This window comes from Paenibacillus sp. FSL P4-0113, assembly GCF_038009305.1.
Taxonomy (GTDB): Bacteria; Bacillota; Bacilli; order Paenibacillales; family Paenibacillaceae; genus Paenibacillus; species Paenibacillus polymyxa_D.
This window is the reverse complement of record NZ_JBBPAZ010000001.1, coordinates 5,144,020-5,162,779: the sequence shown is the minus strand read 5'-3', so window position 1 is coordinate 5,162,779 and position 18,760 is coordinate 5,144,020. Positions and strand designations below refer to the sequence as shown.

Genomic DNA, 18,760 nt, shown 5'->3' with positions numbered 1-18,760 from the left:
TTACTCAACTTGATCTGTACAAGCGAGTGATTGTTCACTATGATAGGGGAAGAAACCACTAATTTAAAATATCAGCATAGATTTTACATCCGCTTCATATTGTAAGCGCAATCAATCGATCCTACGTATGATTTTGTCATGGAAGACAAAGGAGGAATTTGCATGCAAGGCGGTATTGGCGGTAAAAATATCATTTTACGACTGGAAATTTCCACAGAGCACATCCAATTTGGTCAATTGATTACGTTGGTAAACGAACATGGCGGGGATGTAATCGCCATTGACGTCATCCGCACCTCTGAGAAGGTCACTGTGAGAGATATTACAGTCACCATTGCTGATCCAGCAGAAATCGATCAAATGATTGCCCGGATTAAAAAAGCACAAGGTGTTAAGGTATTATCCATCTCTGATCGTACCTTCCTATTACACCTCGGGGGCAAAATTGAAATGCAGCCCAAGGTCCCCATTCAAAACCGCGATGACTTATCCCGGGTATATACCCCCGATGTGGCACGCGTATGCATGGCGATTCACGAGGAACCGGACAAAGCTTTCCGTTTGACGATCAAGCGCAATACGGTCGCCGTCGTCTCTGACGGAAGCGCTGTCCTCGGGCTAGGCAACATCGGTCCCTATGCAGCCATGCCAGTTATGGAAGGCAAAGCTATGCTGTTCAAGCAGCTCGGGTCCGTCGATGCCTTTCCCATCTGTCTGGATACGCAGGACACCGAAGAAATCATTAAGGCCATTAAGCAATTGGCCCCAGCCTTTGGCGGTATTAATCTGGAAGATATTTCATCGCCACGATGCTTTGAGATTGAACAGCGGTTACGTAACGAGCTGGACATACCTGTTTTTCATGACGATCAGCACGGTACAGCTGTCGTTTTGTACGCAGGGCTGATCAATGCGCTCAAGGTTGTCGGCAAGGCCCTGTCTGACGTCAAAATTGTCGTCTGTGGTATCGGGGCTGCGGGTGTGGCCTGTACGAAAATTTTGCTATCTGCAGGAGCAGTCAATATCATTGGCGTAGATCGTCACGGAGCGCTTACAGCGGATGAAACATACGAGCATCAAATGTGGAATTGGTATGCGCAGCATACCAACCCCGAACGGCTGTCTGGCACGCTGTCCGAGGTTCTGAAGGACGCTGACGTGTTTATCGGACTCTCGGCAGGCGGACTACTGCAACGAGAAGACGTGAAACGTATGAAAGAAGCCCCGGTACTGTTCACTATGGCTAACCCGGTTCCCGAAATTGCGCCAGAGGACGTCGAGGACATTGCGGGTGTCATCGCCACCGGACGTTCGGACTATCCTAACCAAATTAACAATGTGCTTTGTTTCCCAGGCATCTTTCGAGCAGCGCTCGACTGCCGTGCCCGTGAAATCAACGAAGAGATGAAGCTGGCGGCCGCCGAGGCCATCGCAGGCACGATCCGTCCTGAAGAACTAAACAAGCTGTATATAATCCCTGGTGTATTTAACGAGAGTGCGGTTCAACGGGTGCGTGAAAAGGTAATTCAAGCCGCGATTGCGAGTGGTACAGCGAGAAGAGTGCCTCGGGATTTCAGATAAAAGAAAAGGATTGCTCCCCTAAATGCGGGTGCAATCCTTTTTGCTATGGAAAGATCAGGCTGCATATCCGTTATCTTCACAGCGGTTATGACCTCCATTTAGAGAACAATTGACTGGCACGCTGGGCAAATTCCTCCAGATTAAAGTTGGAGTTGTCCAGCTTGTAGTACCATTTTTTAATCGTATCCAAAATCCATGAGGGAACTTTAACCTCCGAGATACCGGAATAAAACGTATGATACGCCCACACCAAATGCTCCCAGCGCTTGTCATCGCCTTCCTTCACGTATTCAGATACGTCCAATACCTTGGCACGCCCGTCTTGCATGAGTACATTCTTGAGGTGGATGTCACGGGGGTTCAGCCCCTTGGATCGGACAAATTCTCTCGCCTTTTCCACATCCAGAATGACCTGCTCTGGCACAGGAATTCCTTGCAGCAAACAATCCAGCAGCGTAATACCGGATTCATAACTTATGACAATATACTTGTCGCCTTTTCCGTAATAATGAGGAAAAAAGTCAGACCCTCGCAAACGCTCATATACGTCGGCCTCCGCATCTTTCTTGTCGATCGCCATGTCTGAGTACACCTTGAATGCGTAGCCTGGCAACGTATCCAGCGTAAATACGGCCGCATCTGTCCCGATGCCAATACAGCGGACGTCTTGAGTGGCTGTTTTAATGGTAACCGGATCATTATCCTCTGTACTGTATACGGTCACTTGACTTATGATGTCTTCTGCCTGCCTCCATTGTTCTACCATGCGCGATCCCCTCCTTTTCTGTTCTAAACCATTACCAATGAAATTAGATCTATAACAGATAAATAGTATTACGGGTTAGCTTTGGGAATGGCTTCAAAATAGGTTGATTCTTTTAGAAAAAACGGTATGTGCCGTGTCTAACGAGCGTCCGGCAAAAGCAACCTTCTTAACTCTGCATAGCTTGCTGCTGTTTTATAGATCCCTAGCACGTCAGTTTCCGGGGGAGCGTTCCTGTGATTGAACCAGATCACCTGCCAATTCGCAGCTATAGCTCCCGCCACGTCATTGCGCCAGGAATCCCCAATGTAACAGCAGTGCTCTGCTAACGTTCCTGTCCGTTCGTTCACTACTTCAAAAATGCGCGGATCAGGCTTGGCATAGCCAACGGTTCCAGATACAAAGATATGCTCTGCTGCAACATGATTTTCCAACGCCATAGCCTTGATCTTGCTCATCTGGTGTTCTTCAAGACCGTTGGTAATTAATCCAACTAAAAAGCCAGCCGAGCTCAAATCATTTATTAACGAGGTAGCCCCCTCAAAAGGCTCAATTCGGTACTGACGATCCAAATATTCTTCTTGAACATGTTCTGCCTGCTCACGGGTAATTTCTATCCCGAATTCTTGTAAAGCCAGAATGAAACGGCCTTCTCTCATCTCATCCAGTTCATGCGTCCCTGCCTTCCCCTCCAGTAGTCCTCCTTTAGCCGATAGTACATCGCTATAATAGCGAATACGATGGTAGGCTTTCTCAAAAGGAAAACGCTCACTCAATCCTAATACTGTTCGCAATGCATCGCGTGTAGGGTGCAAATGATCGTACATCGTATCATCTACATCAAAAAAAACAGCCTTCTTTTGCAAGTTCATATGCCCACTTCTTTCTGTTAAATCTTCGGATGTCGCTCCTTTTCACCTTGTCCTGATATTATACCCGTTGGCCTGTTACGTTGCACCCTGCCCTTCACATTACGCATCCTGCAATCACACTTCACGGTTGCTAACATACACTGAAAAGACCGCATTTTCGCAAACTCACTTTACTTCTCTACCGAGCTAATATAGGTATCTTGTCCTGCTTTGCCCGAAAGCGTTTTATTTGACAACACGCGGGTAAAAGGTCACATTTTTGAAAAGATTCGTCATACAGGTTTACATTTCGTGTAAAATCACGTACCTTTTAGGGATGGACGCTTTATGGATGTATTGGATAAGGGAGGCAGACACGATGGATTCCGGTTCTAACCTAGCCTATGGATCAGCTACACCTTTGATTGAGGCACTTATAGAATTTGAAAAGGAGCTCGAAGCGAACCGGCATTCTTTGAGTTTTGATTTGGGATTGATTATGGAGCAGGGCCGCGCGCCACGATATATGGCTACACCACCAGATGTTATTCCTTTTGCCCATGCAGGGGTGGACGGAATACATTATGGCTTTTTAACGGATTTTGGTCTTGAAAAGGACCTTTCACAGGCCCCTATCGTATGCGTATCTCCCGTCGATTGGACGGGTGTATGGGTGGTTGCCCGTCATTTGCAGGATTTTTTAAGTGTTGTTTATACAGAGAACAGTTCATTACAACGATACTACGCCAGTGGAGATGACTATTCTGGACATGCAGGTCAGCGACTGCCTCAGGTTGTAGATGAACGTACCGCGTTTGTACGCGAATGCTTCCGGGAACGCTTTGGTATCGAACCGATTCAGGATATGGCTGCCTATATCGATAGTTTGCGTACAGAACGGAAGCACAATGAAGCAGCTCCTACGCTGAACGGCTTGGGCATTCAGGTATCTTCTTCTGCGAAGCATAGCTCTTCTAAGGAGAGTGCACTCTTGACCGTAACGGAGCCTTTCCTTTGGGAACAACAAGGCGAAGCTGTGCGTGAGTTATTCCACAACGGTTCGCGTGAAGCCAGACTGGCCTTTATTCGAGATGCCCAGACACGGCATCTGTTCACCCATTCTGCCCTTCGTGCTTTTGTAGCTGGACAGCTTAAGTTGATGGGCCTATCTGAGGCCGCAACATATCTGGAAGAGTCCTACTATACCGTTATTCCTGATATGATAGAATCATGACGAATTCCTTGGATTTCCCCTAACCTAACCGCCTCCGAAAAGGCGGCTTTTTGTGCTACAATAAATGAAAATAATAGGGTCGAACGGCCCGGTACGAATGAAAGAGAGCGAGCATGAATAATCATTCCTATCCTACTCCTGAAATCATTGAGGTTTGTCTGTTGGCGGGCAAACTGATGATGCAAAATGGAGCCGAAACCTATCGTGTTGAAGACACGATGTCCCGCATTGCTTCGGCCTATGGCATATCCCAGTCCCATAGCTATGTCACACCAACTGGGATTTTTTTTGCCATTAATGACTCGGAGCCTGCCACGCTCATTCGCATCGTAGAGCGGACCACCGATTTGCACAAGGTGACAGAGGTCAATTCCATTTCACGTAAAATCAGCACAGGTGATTTGTCTCCCCGCGCTGCCGTCAAGGAGCTTTCGGAGATTGAATGTGGTCCCCTCCGTTATTCTAACCGTATACAGCTGATGGCTGCTGCGTTGGCCAGCGGTTGCTTTATGATCATGTTTGGTGGAGTTTGGCGAGATTTCCCCGCAGCTGTGTTATGCGGAGGTATCGGATTTGCAGCCGTACAGTATTTTCACAGGCTCGTTAAGGTTAAGTTTTTCTCAGAGTTTTCTGCATCTTTTCTAATCGGTTTGCTGGCGGCTCTATTAACGATAGTAGGCTGGGGACAGATGATGGATAAAATTATTATTGGCTCTGTCATGCCACTGGTTCCAGGCTTGTTAATTACAAATGCCATCCGTGATTTAATGTCCGGGCACCTTGTTTCGGGTCTTTCCAAGGGAGCCGATGCTTGCCTGACGTCTTTCGGCATTGGAGCTGGCGTTGCGGTGATCATTTCTTATATGTGATTCGGAGGAGATTCAAGTCTATGCTTGCACAATTATTCACAAGCTTTATTGCCACCGCTGCATTCGGCATACTTTTCCATGCCCCCCGGCGCTCGCTGCTGCAATGCGGTTTCGTCGGTATGCTAGGCTGGCTGGTCTATTATTCAACTACGGACAGCATGGGACCTGTGAGCGCCAGCCTTTTGGCAACGATCCTCATCGGCATCGTCAGTCAAGGTTTTGCGCGGCTGTATAAAATGCCTGTAATTATTTTCAGTGTCGCAGGTATGATTCCGCTCGTTCCAGGGGGAATGGCCTATAATGCCATGCGCCAGTTCGTACAACATAATTATCCTCAGGCACTGGAGCTGGCCATGAGCACGCTGATGATCGCAGGAGCGATTGCTGTTGGTTTGGTGCTGTCAGAGGTACTTAATCAGATTTTTCACAGTATACGTTTTAAACCACAGCGCTAAAAGCGATGAAAATAGAAAAGTTAAAGAGGCTGCTCCCACAATCACGTACATCTGCAGTGTATGAGACGATTTTGGAAACAGCCTTTTTCTGTACACGTTACAAAGAATATTTATATGTCATAAGCTATTATTCATCCACTCGCTTACCCAATATCGCCAAATCTCGCTCTATGCTATCCAGCACAGCTACACGCGGATAGTACCCCCATTGCTCAAAACCAAACTTCCGTAGCAGCCCAATACTTGGCTCGTTATGACCAAAAACAAATCCCAACAACGTGGTAATCCCCAGTCTCGGACATTCATTTAGCAAGTGCTGTACCAGTCGACTTCCTGTTCCGGTTCCACGAGAATCCTCATGGACGTATATGCTAATTTCTGCTGTACCGTTATAAGCTGGACGCCCATAAAAGGACTGAAGGCTGGCCCATCCGGCAATTGTACCCTTTTGTTTTAAAACCCACAAAGGCCGGTGGTTTTCCTGATGAGCCTCAAACCATGGAATTCGACTTTCCACTGTCACCGGTTCCAGATCTGCCGTGACCATTCGTCCTGCGATCGTAGAATTATAAATGTCCACAATATCGGGAAGATCCTCTTTGCATGCAAATTCAATGGAAAAAGATTGGTCGTTATTCATTATTCGTATCCGCCTCCTATTGTGTGATTTATTTATTGTACAAGACAAGCGCCCGATCAGCCATATCGAGTTGTTTTGCGGATTAGTCCCAAAGGGTTTTATAATAGAGCTTGAAGAAAAACAAAAACGGAGTAAGCGATTTAACATGACGAGACGGGAGGTATGTTTCGGAGTCAAGGATTCTGAAGCAGCTTAATATGAATATTGGAACTCAACTCTTGATTTTGGAAATACCTATGGAATCTTTTTTTGGAAAAACAACCATTTATCCTGTACTGCTCAAGGACGAGGATGGACTTACACTGATTGACACGGGAATGCTCGGCCAATTGGAGCCATTACGCAAGGCTATTTCAGATGTGGGTGAGGATATCAGCCGCCTGAAAAGAATTATTTTAACACATCAAGATATTGACCATATCGGAAATGTTCATGCACTGCTGGACTTGCTGCCGAATACTGCCCTGTTAGCCCATAAGGATGACGTCCCTTATATGACAGGAGAGCGACCATTTGTGAAGCTAACGCCGGAACGGATTAATCAGTTGGATACTACGCTCAAGCAACAAGCAGAGGATCTGATTCGCCGCCTGCCAGATTTGCGCTTTGCTCATATTCTTGAGGATGGTGAGCATCTACCCTATGGTGGAGGAATACAGATTATACATACACCCGGCCACACGCCCGGGCATATCAGCTTGTATGTGCCCGCACAAAAGCTGCTGTTGGCAGCAGATGAGTTGCTTGTAGTCGAAGGTGAACTGGTCGGTCCCGCTGAGTCGGCTACGCCGGATATGCCACTGGCCCTAAAGAGCCTCGATAAACTGACTGTATTGGATGTTGATAAGGTACTCTGCTACCATGGTGGTTACTATGATCAGAATGTACAGGCACGTCTGCAAACATTAAGTCAGGAAAGAGAATAAGTCATTCCATGCTATAAATAATGATGTATGAAGAGCTATAATGAATAAATAGGCAGAAAGGAATGAGACTTTATGAATGAGAAAATAACCCGACTGTATGATGAACTGAAGTCACAGTCTTGGGACGGCCTGCTTGTGACCGATCCTAAACATATTTACTACCTGACGGGCTTTGCCAGTGATCCGCATGAGCGTTTTCTTGGTCTGGTGTTGCTTCGGGACCAAGAACCAGAACTGATCGTACCCGCCCTGGATGCAGAAGCCGCCCAAGCTGCTTCTTCTGTGACTCGTATATCCACCCACACCGATACGGACAATCCATATGATCTGCTTCGTCAACGCACAGGCACCGGTGTGAAAGCATTCGCACTGGAAAAGGAGCACGTCTCCGTCCTCCGTTACGAACAGCTACATACTGCCATTGGCGCGGCTCAATATGTGGACCTGGGTCCAGTGCTTCAAGAAATGCGTGTGAGAAAAACTCCTGAGGAAGTACAACGTCTGAAACATGCAGCTCGTTTGGTGGAAGATGCCCTTCGTCACGGTCTCACCCATGTGCGTGAAGGGGTGACGGAAGTCGAGCTGGTGGCCGAAATCGAATACCAGATGAAAAAAATCGGTGCAGATGGCCCGTCTTTTGACACAACAGTGCTGTCTGGACCCAAAACAGCCTTGCCTCATGGTGTTCCGGGTACCCGCAAGCTGCAACACGGCGATCTGCTCATGTTTGATATGGGCGTATACTCCGATGGCTATGCTTCGGATATTACGCGTACTTTTGCTTTTGGAAAGCTATCGACTGAGCTCGAAACAATTTATAATACGGTTCTTCGCTCGAACGAAGCGGGAATTGCCGCCATTCGCCCGGGAGTTTCCTGCGCATCCGTAGATCAGGCAGCACGGGCTGTTGTTGAATCCGCTGGATATGGCCCTGCCTTTAACCATCGAGTTGGACACGGCCTTGGCATGAGTGTTCACGAATATCCATCTGTACACGGAGGCAATAGCGATCTGCTTCATGAAGGCTTCGTGTTCACAATCGAACCCGGCATCTATGTGCCAGGCCTCGGCGGTGTGCGGATTGAAGATGACGTTCTGGTCACCTCTGATGGTGTTGAAGTGCTTACCTCTTTTCCAAAAGAACTGACAGTACTCGGATAAACCCATCGCTATTCATTATATAAAAAGCAGAAAAAAGGAGGGGTAACCCCAAGCCATCATGGCTTTAGGGTTTGCCCCTCCTCTTCTATAAAGCTGAAATTGCGTGCAATGTACAAAATGGGTGTACCCGCCGCAGTCAGTACAAATTTTAAGATGTAGGTGGTGAATAATATCTCGATCCATATCCCCCACGCATAACCGTAAAAGGCAATAGTACAGAAAATGAGCGTATCTATAAACGAGCTGATCATCGTGCTGCCGTTGCCGCGAATCCAGAGCTGATGACGTTCCGGGAAAAACTTGCGAATCCAGGCGTACAGACGCACGTCCAGCAATTGACTGACTGCATAGGCTGTCAAGCTGGCCAGCGCAAGCCTTGGCAACAATCCAAACAGCTGTTGCATCGGGGTCTGGGCAAAATCCGTTGCAGTTGGCTCGAATTGCAGCACCATTTGCATCGTGACCGTCGTCATAATCAGAGTGAAAAAGCCGAACCACACAGCTTTACGCGCCTCTTTAGGCCCATATTTTTCATTCAGCAAGTCGCTGGCCATATACATAGAAACATACATCGTATTTCCCAATGTCGTGGTAATGCCGACCAGATCAATCGTTTTGGTTACCTGAATGTTAGCTAGTACAGTAGCAACACCAATCCAGGCGTACAGCCCTTTTTTACCGAACAACCGAAAACATAACAAAAAGAACATAAAATTGACGAGGACAAAAGCTGCCCCCCATAAAAGATTAAACATAAAATCCTCCTAGTTTTGATAGCGCGGGATGGTTGCGAACCGCGGTTCATCCGAAGCAAGCCGGAAAAACATTATTTTAATGTATCATAGATTAGGATTCGTGAACAGCTATAATTCACACTGTCCTAAGCCTAATATAAAGAGCCGACCTTAAGGTCGACTCTGAGTATTGAGGTGCACAGTGCATGTGTTACATATGCGATAGATGCGATATGAGACTGTAGTTTACACCATCTTGTCTATCTTTTACTTAAGAGTGCGACGTTGCATCCAAATCCATACCTTGATTGTTGAACACGTCTTGATCGTTCTCTTTGAGCACCTTGCCTGAAATGAGACCTGCGGTAATAGAATCATTGACATTTAACGCTGTGCGACCCATATCAATCAACGGTTCGACTGAGATGAGCAATCCTGCCAATGCCACTGGAAGATTCATGGTGGAAAGCACGATCAGGGAAGCGAAAGTGGCACCACCGCCTACACCCGCCACGCCGAACGAGCTGACCGTAACGACTAGAATAAGCGTGAGGATAAAATCCCAGCTCGTTGGATCAATACCCACGGTTGGAGCAATCATAACCGCCAGCATCGCCGGATAAATACCAGCACAGCCGTTTTGCCCAATAGTCGCTCCCAAGGTCGCAGACAGATTCGCGATGCCGTCGGACACACCCAGCTTTTTCGTTTGCGTTTCAACATTTAACGGAATGGTCGCCGCACTGGAACGAGAAGTAAAAGCAAAAACCAGTGTAGGCAATACCTTTTTCACATACGTCACCGGATTATAGCCGAACAAGGCCAGCAAAATAAGATGAATGATAAACATGACCAACAAAGCCACATAAGAAGCGAGCACAAACTTGATTAGCTTCAAAATTTCATCTGGATTGGTCGTAGCTACTACTTTAGTGATCAGTGCTAAAATACCGTAAGGTGTCAATCTCAGCACCAGCGTTACAATCCGCATCACTACAGCGTACACTGCATCAATCACTTTACGGAAGGTTTGCGCCTGTTCCGGTTTTTTACGATCCAATCCGAGCACAGCCACCCCGATAAAGGCCGAGAAAATAACCACCGCCAGCGTCGACGTACGACGTGCTCCCGTCATATCCTCAAAAGGATTTGAAGGAATAAATTCCAGCACCTGCTGTGGAATGGTCATGTCCTGAACTGTTCCAAGGCGCTCTTCCATCTTCAAGCCCTGTGCTTGTTCCTTTTCTCCACCTTGAATCTCAATGGCCTTTAAATCAAATGACAGACTGGTTACAATACTCACTGAAGCAGCAATTGCCGTTGTAATCAGTAGTACTGCAATAATGGACACGCTGATTTTGCCAAGGTTCTGTCTTCCTTTCAAATTCATAATAGCCGAAATAATCGACACCATGATAAGCGGAATAACGACCATTTGCAGCAAACGGACATAACCATTACCTGCGAGGTTGAACCAATCAACTGATTTTGTAATGACCTCTGAGCCTGCCCCATAGGCATATTGTAGAATAGCCCCGTAGATCAGTCCGAAGCCAAGTGCGGCAAATACCCTTTTTGTAAAGGAGATGTGCTTTTTCTGCATCCAGACCAACACGCCGAGCAGTGCAAGCAGCACGATGACATTCAAAATAATAAAGAAGGTATCCATATATCATTTCCTCCAAACTTAAACGTAAGATGTTTTCTAAAGTGACCCTTCAATCCGAAGATTACTATATCACAAAGCCAACTATTTTTGTAGGTTTTATTGAAATAAAAATAATAAATCTGCTTCTGCCTTAGATTTATCAAAATGACAAACAGCAAGCCTTCGTAAGATGAAGGCTTGCTGTTTTTTTGTCCTGAACAGAACGACATGTATTCAACTTAGCTGCCGGGGCTCTTTTCCATAACCGAGTTCGGAGAAGCATTCATGCCAGATGTAGATGCTACTTGCGAATGTTCATCTTTCTCATCCACAAAGCCCATAAAATACGTAATTACGCCAGCCGTAACAAACGAAATCAGTATACCCACAATACCGTACACAAGCGTGGGTTCAGAAAATAAAGGTAAGCTGAGCAGCCCAGCAGACGTACCAATAGCAGTAAGCTCTGTTTCAAACAAACACATACAAGCCCCACCAACGGCTCCACCAATCATAACTGCTATTAACGGTTTTTTGAAACGGATATTGACACCATACATGGCCGGTTCAATGATTCCCAGCCTGAGCGAAAGCCGCTGCAATGACCACGGGAAAAATATGGTCGTAACCCAATGTTGTAAGCGAGCTGATCATAATCGGTAGCATTATATATTGCATGCCTGCAATAATAAGCCAAGACATCGCACCTCCGAGCAACAGCCCTGTAAATATTCCTGCATTGTCAAACAACCAGCCTAGTCCATCCGATACATGTTGGCCGAGATAACTCCACAGTAGTCCGAAAGCGAACACCATCAAAGGTATAGTGATCATCAGTGTCAAAGTCGGGACAACCAATAATTTAAGTGAATAAGGGGTATACCTGTCTAACCATCTTTCGACACACGATGCTATCCAAACGACAACAAGTATGAGTACTATAGATGAAACAGCTTGTGGGTCTATAACTGACAGACCGGCAAAACGTACCTCCTCACTTGACTGGAATAAACTTGTTAGTTGGGGATGGAATACGGATACTGCGATGGCTGCCGCAACAAATACATTGCTGCGCAGCCTTCTTGCCGCACTTGCCGCAACAAAAATAGGTAGAAAGTAATATACCCCATCGCTGATAGCCATTAAAATAGTATATACCTGCGGATCAGACAACAATAAACCGAAGGACATTAAAACTAATATAATTACCTTGATGATTCCTGCCCCAATCATTGCCGGCAAGATCGGAGTGAATACGCCTGATACATAATCTAATAGACGACTTATCGGATTTCCCCCTGTAGCAGCTCTGTTACTGCCGGAAGTCGGCTCTAGTTCATCTTCTCCTCTGACCTGCGAAATCATTTCTTTGGAAAGTAAATCCCCATTCATAACTACCTTTTCCCCTTTTATATGTATATTGAAGAACACTTTCGAACTTACCAAACCAAGCTTAGAAGAATATTGTTATAAAAGCGGTATTCCTTATGCTACTTATATTACTTCTTTTTTACAATAGTTTTAAAGAAGGAGTAATCTATTCGTTTTTATGCACCTGATAATTTACATCAAACTTACATCTAAACACCTAAGACCATAGTTATATATTTTTTGTTTGTTTTTGGGCAAATATGACTATTCAACCGCCTGTTAATTATGTAAAATAGGTCTAACCTACTTTTTAGTAAATCATGGATTACTTCCCTTTCACATTCTTGTTCCTTGAATACAGCTGAAATATACATAGAATCCGAACATTTTCAGTCTTTTCTTCAAGCAAGGAGAGGAAAACAAGTAGATCATGGCGTGTCTAGCATCTTATTGGACAAGCGGCCTACATCAAGCAGGGGAATTCGTCTGACTTTATTACCATCATGTGAGAGGAGAATTTTCATGAAGAGTTTTAATCGTTCCATTGGCGCGAAATTACGAATTATGTTTTTGCTGATTCAGCTCTTTGCATCCCTTTTGTTCAGCATCAGTTTCTATGCAATATCCATGAGTATCATTAATAACAGTGTCATGCCTCAGGTAGACCAATTGCTAGAAATTGGAGCTAAAAATGTATATCAGGATCTCAATATTTCCTTAGCTGTTCAGGCCGGGCAAGGAAGCGGTTCTGATTCCGGCTCCGCTATACAGATGGAATCCTATCTGCAGGACAAAGTCGATACTCTCAGATTAGAATCGGCATATATCGCGGTAGTGAAGGATGGTAAAGCCGAAGTCGTCGCACGGAATGTAAAATCAGTATACAAGGTCAAGGATGCACTCATTCCTGTAGAGGATGTAAAAAAAGCAAAACAAGGCGAGATGAATATCAGTGAAATTTATAGCGATTCGTACGGAGTACACAAAACCGCCTTCTTTGCTATATCGGGTAGTAATTTAGTTCTGGGCGTGAACGAAGATGTTGGATTCGTACAAGAAAAATCCCAACAAATTCTATGGATTTGCATAGGTATTACAGTGGCAACACTCCTGCTGGGCGGAATTATTTCTACCCTCGTGATACGTAAAGTTGTAAAACCCATTGCTGAATTGGTTCGTCATAGCGAAAAAATTGCTCAAGGTGATCTTTCACAAGAAGCGAAGGTTCATGGCGTCAATGAAATTGCGCAACTTGCCCGCAGCTTCCAATCGATGTCTCATAACTTAAAAGAAATGATCGGCCATGTGCTTTCTACATCCGGTGCGGTTGTTGAAGGATCGGACGAGCTGCTTCGTCGGACTGAGGCTATGAGCGTAAAAGTCCAGGATTCTACAGTTGCCGCAGAGGAAATAGCAAAGGGCAGTACCAGCATAGCTACAGCTGCTGCTGAAAATGCGCTGGCTATGGAGGAAATCGCTCAAGGTGTCCAGCACATCGCCTCCTCTGCCAATGATGTATCCGATCAAATCAGTGAAGCGACAAAAGAAACGGTTAACGGTACTACGCTCGCTCAAAAAGCTGTAGCTCAAATGTCACAGGTAGGACATGCTGCCGATGAATCGCTTCGATACATCCATAGTATGAATGAGCGCTCAGAAGCCATTGGCAGTATCGTTTCGGCTATTTTCGATATCACGAAGCAAATTCAAATGTTGTCCCTGAATGCCTCCATTGAAGCTGCCCGTGCGGGCGAACATGGACGGGGCTTCGCCGTAGTAGCCGGAGAAGTGCGCAAGCTTGCGGAGCAATCTAAAGAAGCCACACAAGAAATTTCCGACTATTTGGTTACCATTCAAGAAGTATCGCAACAATCTGTGGACTCTGTGACCCAGGTGAGCCGTGAAATTCATTCGGGAACGGAAATGGTTCAACAAGCGAGCTCAGCCTTTAACCAGCTAAGTGAGCTTATGCAAAAGATCAATGCTACGATTCAAACGGTATCTGCAGCAACGGAACAAGTATCCGCCAGCTCGGAAGAAGTATCTGCTTCCGTGGAAGAGACAGCTCTCATCGCTGCCAATGCACAGCATATGATTCAGGAAATCGGTTTAAATGCCGATGAGCAACTGAATGAAATGGAAAGCCACAGCGAGGTTGTTCGCCAATTAAGCAAACAAGCAACCGAGCTGCAAAAGGCTGTCCAAAAATTTAAAATTACGTAAGCCGATACCATAGAGGATTTTGCAAAATCCTGAATAAAGAGAGGTATCTCTCAGTCATGAAAATGGCTGTAGAGATACCTCTTTATTTTTAAGAGCGATTTAAATAATCATTTTATGAAGTTTATGAATTCATTCCCATCATACGATAAATTTGCTCCATATCTAAATGAGCCCGAACCACCTCTGCGACACGGTCAAACTCTCGTTCCTTGGCTTCACGTACAGTAAAAGTGCTTTCTAAAGGTGCCAAGCCCTTGGCTTGTCGCAATCCATCCAGCCAGCATCGGCGAAAACGGTCATTATCAAACACACCGTGCAAATAGGTTCCCCATACTTTACCGTCTGTCGTACCCCAGCCTTCCTCAAAAGCTGTTCCTTCGCCACGCCGGATATGGAATAACCTTTTCATTTCGCTTAGGTTTAAAGTTCTACCTGTAGGTGCGTATGGTTCCGTAACATACTCCGTAACGCCCATATGTATTTCATAACCTTCAATACTTGGCTTGGAGGCATAACCCGAATCAGGCGCAGTGCCAAGCAAAAGCGGACAATGATTAGACAGGGTTCCTTGTACGCGTACGGTTTGCTTTTCCTTCAAAAAGGTCGTGGACAGAGCCAGCCAACCTAACCCCTCTGCCTGCTGCGGCAACCCAGATTCGACGGCTTCGGAATCAACTAGCGCTGTACCCAGCATCTGGTAACCTCCACAAATGCCAACTAGCTGTGTGCATCCGGTATTCATAGCCTGCCGAATGTCTTTCTCCAGACCTCTCTCACGCAATTCCAACAGGTCTCCAATGGTGTCTTTGGTCCCCGGTAAGATAATTGCGTCCGGTACACCCAACTGTCCGGCTTCTGTGACATAACGAACACTCACATCCGGCTCTGCGGCCAGAGCATCCGTGTCCGTAAAATTGGAAATCCGTGGATATCGTATCACTGCAATATCCAGTTCTTTATCCTTTGCAGATTGCTTGGGCTTCTTATCCAGTACTACCGAATCCTCTGCTTCAATGCGAATGTCTGGTAGATAGGGCAATACACCGAGTACAGGAATGCCTGTCCGTTCCTCCAGCCAGTCTAATCCCGGTTGCAGCAGAGACAGATCACCTCTGAATTTGTTAATGATAAATCCGCGGATACGTTGTACTTCATGGGGTTCCAGCAACTCGATAGTTCCTACGAGAGAGGCAAAAACACCGCCCCGGTCGATATCTGAAATAAGCAACACTGGAGCATCCGCCCAACCTGCCAGATTCATATTTACGATATCGCGGTCCTTCAAATTAATCTCTGCCGGGCTGCCTGCCCCTTCCATAAGGACAATATCATAGGTATCGCGCAACCGATTCAGAGCATCCATAACGGTCTGTTTGGCTTTTGGCAAAAAATCCTTCCGGTAATCGGAGGCGCTCATATAGGCATAAGGTACACCGTGTACAACAATTTGTGAGTGCATATCTTTGACCGGCTTAATCAGAATCGGATTCATGTCGGTCGTGGCCTCAATACCGCAGGCCTCAGCCTGCACCCCCTGAGCGCGTCCAATTTCCTTGCCGTCTTCGGTAACATAAGAGTTTAACGCCATATTTTGCGACTTAAACGGTGCTGGACGATATCCGTCCTGCGTAAAAATACGGCAAAGCGCAGTCGTCACCACGCTTTTGCCCACATCCGACGCTGTTCCTTGAAGCATCAATACGGCTGCCGGGCTCGTGCAGGACGGTTCGAAAGTTGACAATTGCCTCTTCCCCTTTAACGAATTCATTTCAAATCTGGTCACAACCCGTACAAAATGACAATAAACAACAATAAAACAGTCTCCAGCAATTCGTTTAAAGTTCCGTATATATCTCCCGTAAGTCCACCCAAGCGGCGGTTAATACGGTTTGCCGTGAAGGTTCCAACACCGTAAGCCAAGAGCGGAATCAACACAAAACCTATCGAGATTGGAAGGCTTTCAGAATATGAAAGCAAGGTTTGTAAGTATGATCCTGCCAACGACAGATTCCCAGTCCCCCTTGTTGCTGTAGCCAAATCTGCCAGAAGATATTGTCCTACGGCAGCACTTAGGGTCACTAATACTGCCCAGAATACGGCCAACCCTACGCGGCCACCACTCATATCAGCAAAACGCGCAGCCAGTCCATCATCATTACGGGCTTTAGGCCAGCGCTTCATCGCATGTACCATAAACCAGCGGCTCCAAACCATCGGAAGCAGCAGCAAGCCAGACACATTCCGTTCAACCAGCACCGTATATAGCAAAGAAGCCTTGAGCATGAGCAGCAACACGCAAGCAATAACGCCCATTGCCCCTACACGGCTATCCTTCATAATCTCCAGCATCCGTTCACGGGATCGGTAGCTGAACAAGGCATCAGCTGCATCCATCCACCCGTCCAAATGCAATCCACCCGTCAACCAAACCCAGACAACAAGAGTAAGAATCGCACACGGCAACGGCGGCAGCACCATAGAAGCGAGCGCCGCAAAGCCCCAGACGATGATGCCAATGACCACTCCCACCAGCGGATAATAACTTGCACTGCGTTTAAGCAAATCCGGGGAAAAATCCAATTCCGCCTTCACCGGAAGACGCGTTAAAAATTGAAAAGCAGCAGCAACAGCCTGACGTTCGCGGCTCATAGCTTATATTCCAGCCGTTTGAGTTCTACGGGAATACCCGCCGTCACCAAAAATACTTCATCACAAAGACGGGCAATCCGCTGATTCATAACCCCACTCAAATCCCGATACAGCCGACCAAGCGGATATTCGGGCACAATACCGTCACCAACCTCGTTGGTCACGATGACAAGCTGCCCCGGATACTGCTCCACAGCTGCCGTCAGTTCATTAATGGCAACTTTGGACGCAGCTTCGCCGTCCTCGCCTGCGGCCAGCAGCACGTTCGACAGCCACAGGGTCAGGCAGTCGACTAACACCATAGGCGCGGGTGATGGCTGCGACGCTTGATCGCCGCCAAGCCGTCGCAGCAGCTCCGGCAGCGCCTGCGCTTCCTCCAGCGTCTGCCAGTCGTACCCGGCAGACTCGCGCTGGACCCGATGAAGGGCGATGCGCTCCTTCATCTCCATGTCGTAGGCCTGCGCCGTTGCAATGTAGCATGCGCCAGGCGCGCGCGACATGCATAATCGCTCGGCAAAGCCGCTTTTCCCGCTGCGTGCCCCGCCGGTCACGAGCGCTTTCATCGCTGCGCGGCTCCCTGACCGTCCGATACGCCTGCATCGGCAAAGGTCGCCATTTCGCGCATAATGCGGCACGCCGCATCAATCAGGTGCAAGCTAAGCGCACCACCTGTGCCCTCCCCGAGCCGCATGTCCAAATGAAGCATGGGCTCCAGCTTGAGCTCGCGGAGCACCGCCGCGTGCCCGCGCTCGTCCGAGGCGTGCGAAGCGAGCATGTACGCAGCGCTTGCAGGCGCAAGTGCACGTGCTGCGAGAGCGGCTGCGCCGGAAATAAAGCCGTCCAACACGACTGGACAGCGATGTGCGGCTGCGCCGAGGATGACTCCTGCCAAGGCGGCAATCTCCAGACCGCCGACCTTAGTGAGCACGTCGAGCGCATCATTTGCATCTGGCTGGTTCACGTCCAATGCGCGGCAGACAACCGCTATTTTACGGGTAAGCCCAGCCATATCTACACCCGTCCCCCGGCCTACGATAACTTCCGGCTCCAGCCCGGTGAGAGCACATACGACCGCAGCGCTGGCTGTGGTATTCCCGATGCCCAGCTCTCCAGTAACGAATAGCCGTGTGCCACCTTTGACCGCTTCTGCTACAGCTTCAGCTCCGGCCAAAATCGCCTGTTCCGCTTCAGTACGCACCATCGCTGGCCCTTTAGCTATATTCGAAGTACCCATGCGTACCTTTCGGTCCACCAGATTCGCGTGAGCGACATCCGCATTCACGCCAACATCTACCACCTTGACATCTGCGCCCGCATGGCGTGCCAGCACATTAATTGCTGCGCCACCTGACAGCATGTTATACAGCATTTGCTGTGTAACCTCAGCCGGAAAGGCACTGACTCCCTCTTCACACACCCCGTGATCCGCAGCCATGACCATAACCGTTTTACGATCGAATTCAGGCTTATCCACTCCTGTAATTCCTGCTAGCTGAATGACCACACTTTCCAACTTTCCAAGACTTCCCGGTGGCTTTGTTAATTGGTCCAAATGGGCTGAAGCTGCCGAGGCCGCCACACCATCCGGCTGGGCAATGCTATCGATCAGCTGACGCAGCTTGTCGTTCATACCTTCCACTCCCTGCTCTTTTTAA

18 protein-coding genes are annotated in these 18,760 nt (G+C 47.4%); 7 read left to right on the top strand and 11 right to left on the bottom strand.

The genetic code is table 11. The annotated features are described in order from the left end of the window. The first annotated feature begins 162 nt into the window (after positions 1-162). Positions 163-1,581: an NAD-dependent malic enzyme gene (locus MKX46_RS22570; protein WP_029516408.1), complete on the top strand. Its 1,419-nt coding sequence runs from the start codon at positions 163-165 to the stop codon at positions 1,579-1,581. Positions 1,582-1,666: 85 nt separating this feature from the next. Here MKX46_RS22570 and MKX46_RS22565 read toward each other — a convergent pair whose 3' ends face one another. Both MKX46_RS22565 and MKX46_RS22560 read right to left on the bottom strand, forming a co-directional pair. Further along, positions 1,667-2,347, bottom strand: a complete 681-nt coding sequence (locus MKX46_RS22565) for a serine/threonine protein kinase (protein WP_029516407.1) — start codon at positions 2,345-2,347, stop codon at positions 1,667-1,669. A 137-nt stretch (positions 2,348-2,484) separates the two neighbouring features. After that, entirely contained in the window at positions 2,485-3,216 is a 732-nt protein-coding gene (locus MKX46_RS22560) for an HAD family hydrolase (RefSeq protein WP_341071808.1), read from the bottom strand. Positions 3,217-3,574: 358 nt separating this feature from the next. Here MKX46_RS22560 and MKX46_RS22555 point away from each other — a divergent pair, with 358 nt between their 5' ends. The 3 genes from MKX46_RS22555 (at position 3,575) to MKX46_RS22545 (ending at position 5,753) form a co-directional block, all read left to right on the top strand. Then, a complete protein-coding gene (locus MKX46_RS22555; RefSeq protein WP_029516405.1) occupies positions 3,575-4,429 on the top strand; it encodes a hypothetical protein in 855 nt (284 codons plus the stop codon). Positions 4,430-4,542: 113 nt separating this feature from the next. Beyond that, a complete protein-coding gene (locus tag MKX46_RS22550) occupies positions 4,543-5,298 on the top strand; it encodes a threonine/serine exporter family protein (protein WP_029516404.1) in 756 nt (251 codons plus the stop codon). Positions 5,299-5,318: 20 nt separating this feature from the next. Then, entirely contained in the window at positions 5,319-5,753 is a 435-nt protein-coding gene (locus MKX46_RS22545) for a threonine/serine exporter family protein (RefSeq protein ID WP_104494995.1), read from the top strand. Between the two features lie 127 nt (positions 5,754-5,880). On the opposite strand, the gene MKX46_RS22540 is transcribed toward MKX46_RS22545, so the two are convergent. Beyond that, entirely contained in the window at positions 5,881-6,393 is a 513-nt protein-coding gene (locus MKX46_RS22540; RefSeq protein WP_069012554.1) for a GNAT family N-acetyltransferase, read from the bottom strand. 197 nt (positions 6,394-6,590) lie between these two features. Here MKX46_RS22540 and MKX46_RS22535 point away from each other — a divergent pair, with 197 nt between their 5' ends. Beyond that, the gene (locus tag MKX46_RS22535) at positions 6,591-7,319 is read left to right on the top strand and encodes an MBL fold metallo-hydrolase (protein WP_069012553.1); all 729 of its coding nucleotides are present in this window, start codon (positions 6,591-6,593) and stop codon (positions 7,317-7,319) included. Positions 7,320-7,391: 72 nt separating this feature from the next. Beyond that, positions 7,392-8,480: a M24 family metallopeptidase gene (locus MKX46_RS22530; RefSeq protein ID WP_069012552.1), complete on the top strand. Its 1,089-nt coding sequence runs from the start codon at positions 7,392-7,394 to the stop codon at positions 8,478-8,480. A 56-nt stretch (positions 8,481-8,536) separates the two neighbouring features. On the opposite strand, the gene MKX46_RS22525 is transcribed toward MKX46_RS22530, so the two are convergent. From MKX46_RS22525 to MKX46_RS22510, 4 genes are all read right to left on the bottom strand, one after another. Continuing rightward, on the bottom strand, positions 8,537-9,235 hold the full coding sequence (locus MKX46_RS22525) for a queuosine precursor transporter (RefSeq protein WP_165144939.1): 699 nt from the start codon (positions 9,233-9,235) through the stop codon (positions 8,537-8,539). A 250-nt stretch (positions 9,236-9,485) separates the two neighbouring features. Then, the gene (locus tag MKX46_RS22520; RefSeq protein WP_341071807.1) at positions 9,486-10,883 is read right to left on the bottom strand and encodes an L-cystine transporter; all 1,398 of its coding nucleotides are present in this window, start codon (positions 10,881-10,883) and stop codon (positions 9,486-9,488) included. 218 nt (positions 10,884-11,101) lie between these two features. Then, a complete protein-coding gene (locus MKX46_RS22515) occupies positions 11,102-11,347 on the bottom strand; it encodes a hypothetical protein (protein WP_341071806.1) in 246 nt (81 codons plus the stop codon). Between the two features lie 82 nt (positions 11,348-11,429). Then, the gene (locus MKX46_RS22510; protein ID WP_341071805.1) at positions 11,430-12,254 is read right to left on the bottom strand and encodes a PTS transporter subunit EIIC; all 825 of its coding nucleotides are present in this window, start codon (positions 12,252-12,254) and stop codon (positions 11,430-11,432) included. A gap of 501 nt (positions 12,255-12,755) precedes the next feature. Here MKX46_RS22510 and MKX46_RS22505 point away from each other — a divergent pair. Continuing rightward, a complete protein-coding gene (locus MKX46_RS22505) occupies positions 12,756-14,456 on the top strand; it encodes a methyl-accepting chemotaxis protein (RefSeq protein ID WP_341071804.1) in 1,701 nt (566 codons plus the stop codon). 121 nt (positions 14,457-14,577) lie between these two features. Here the strand turns inward: MKX46_RS22505 and MKX46_RS22500 are convergent, their stop codons facing one another. From MKX46_RS22500 to cobT, 4 genes are read right to left on the bottom strand one after another with little or no spacing between them, the layout of a single operon-like run. Further along, complete coding sequence (locus MKX46_RS22500) at positions 14,578-16,197, bottom strand: cobyric acid synthase (RefSeq protein ID WP_029516395.1); 1,620 nt, start codon at positions 16,195-16,197, stop codon at positions 14,578-14,580. Positions 16,198-16,235: 38 nt separating this feature from the next. Then, positions 16,236-17,105, bottom strand: coding sequence for an adenosylcobinamide-GDP ribazoletransferase (cobS, locus tag MKX46_RS22495; RefSeq protein WP_029516394.1), 870 nt, complete (start codon positions 17,103-17,105; stop codon positions 16,236-16,238). Continuing rightward, the gene (gene cobU, locus MKX46_RS22490) at positions 17,102-17,668 is read right to left on the bottom strand and encodes a bifunctional adenosylcobinamide kinase/adenosylcobinamide-phosphate guanylyltransferase (RefSeq protein ID WP_069012672.1); all 567 of its coding nucleotides are present in this window, start codon (positions 17,666-17,668) and stop codon (positions 17,102-17,104) included. The genes cobS and cobU overlap by 4 nt, the downstream gene beginning before the upstream one ends. Then, on the bottom strand, positions 17,665-18,735 hold the full coding sequence (gene cobT / locus MKX46_RS22485; RefSeq protein WP_340931691.1) for a nicotinate-nucleotide--dimethylbenzimidazole phosphoribosyltransferase: 1,071 nt from the start codon (positions 18,733-18,735) through the stop codon (positions 17,665-17,667). The genes cobU and cobT overlap by 4 nt, the downstream gene beginning before the upstream one ends. Positions 18,736-18,760 lie beyond the last annotated feature (25 nt).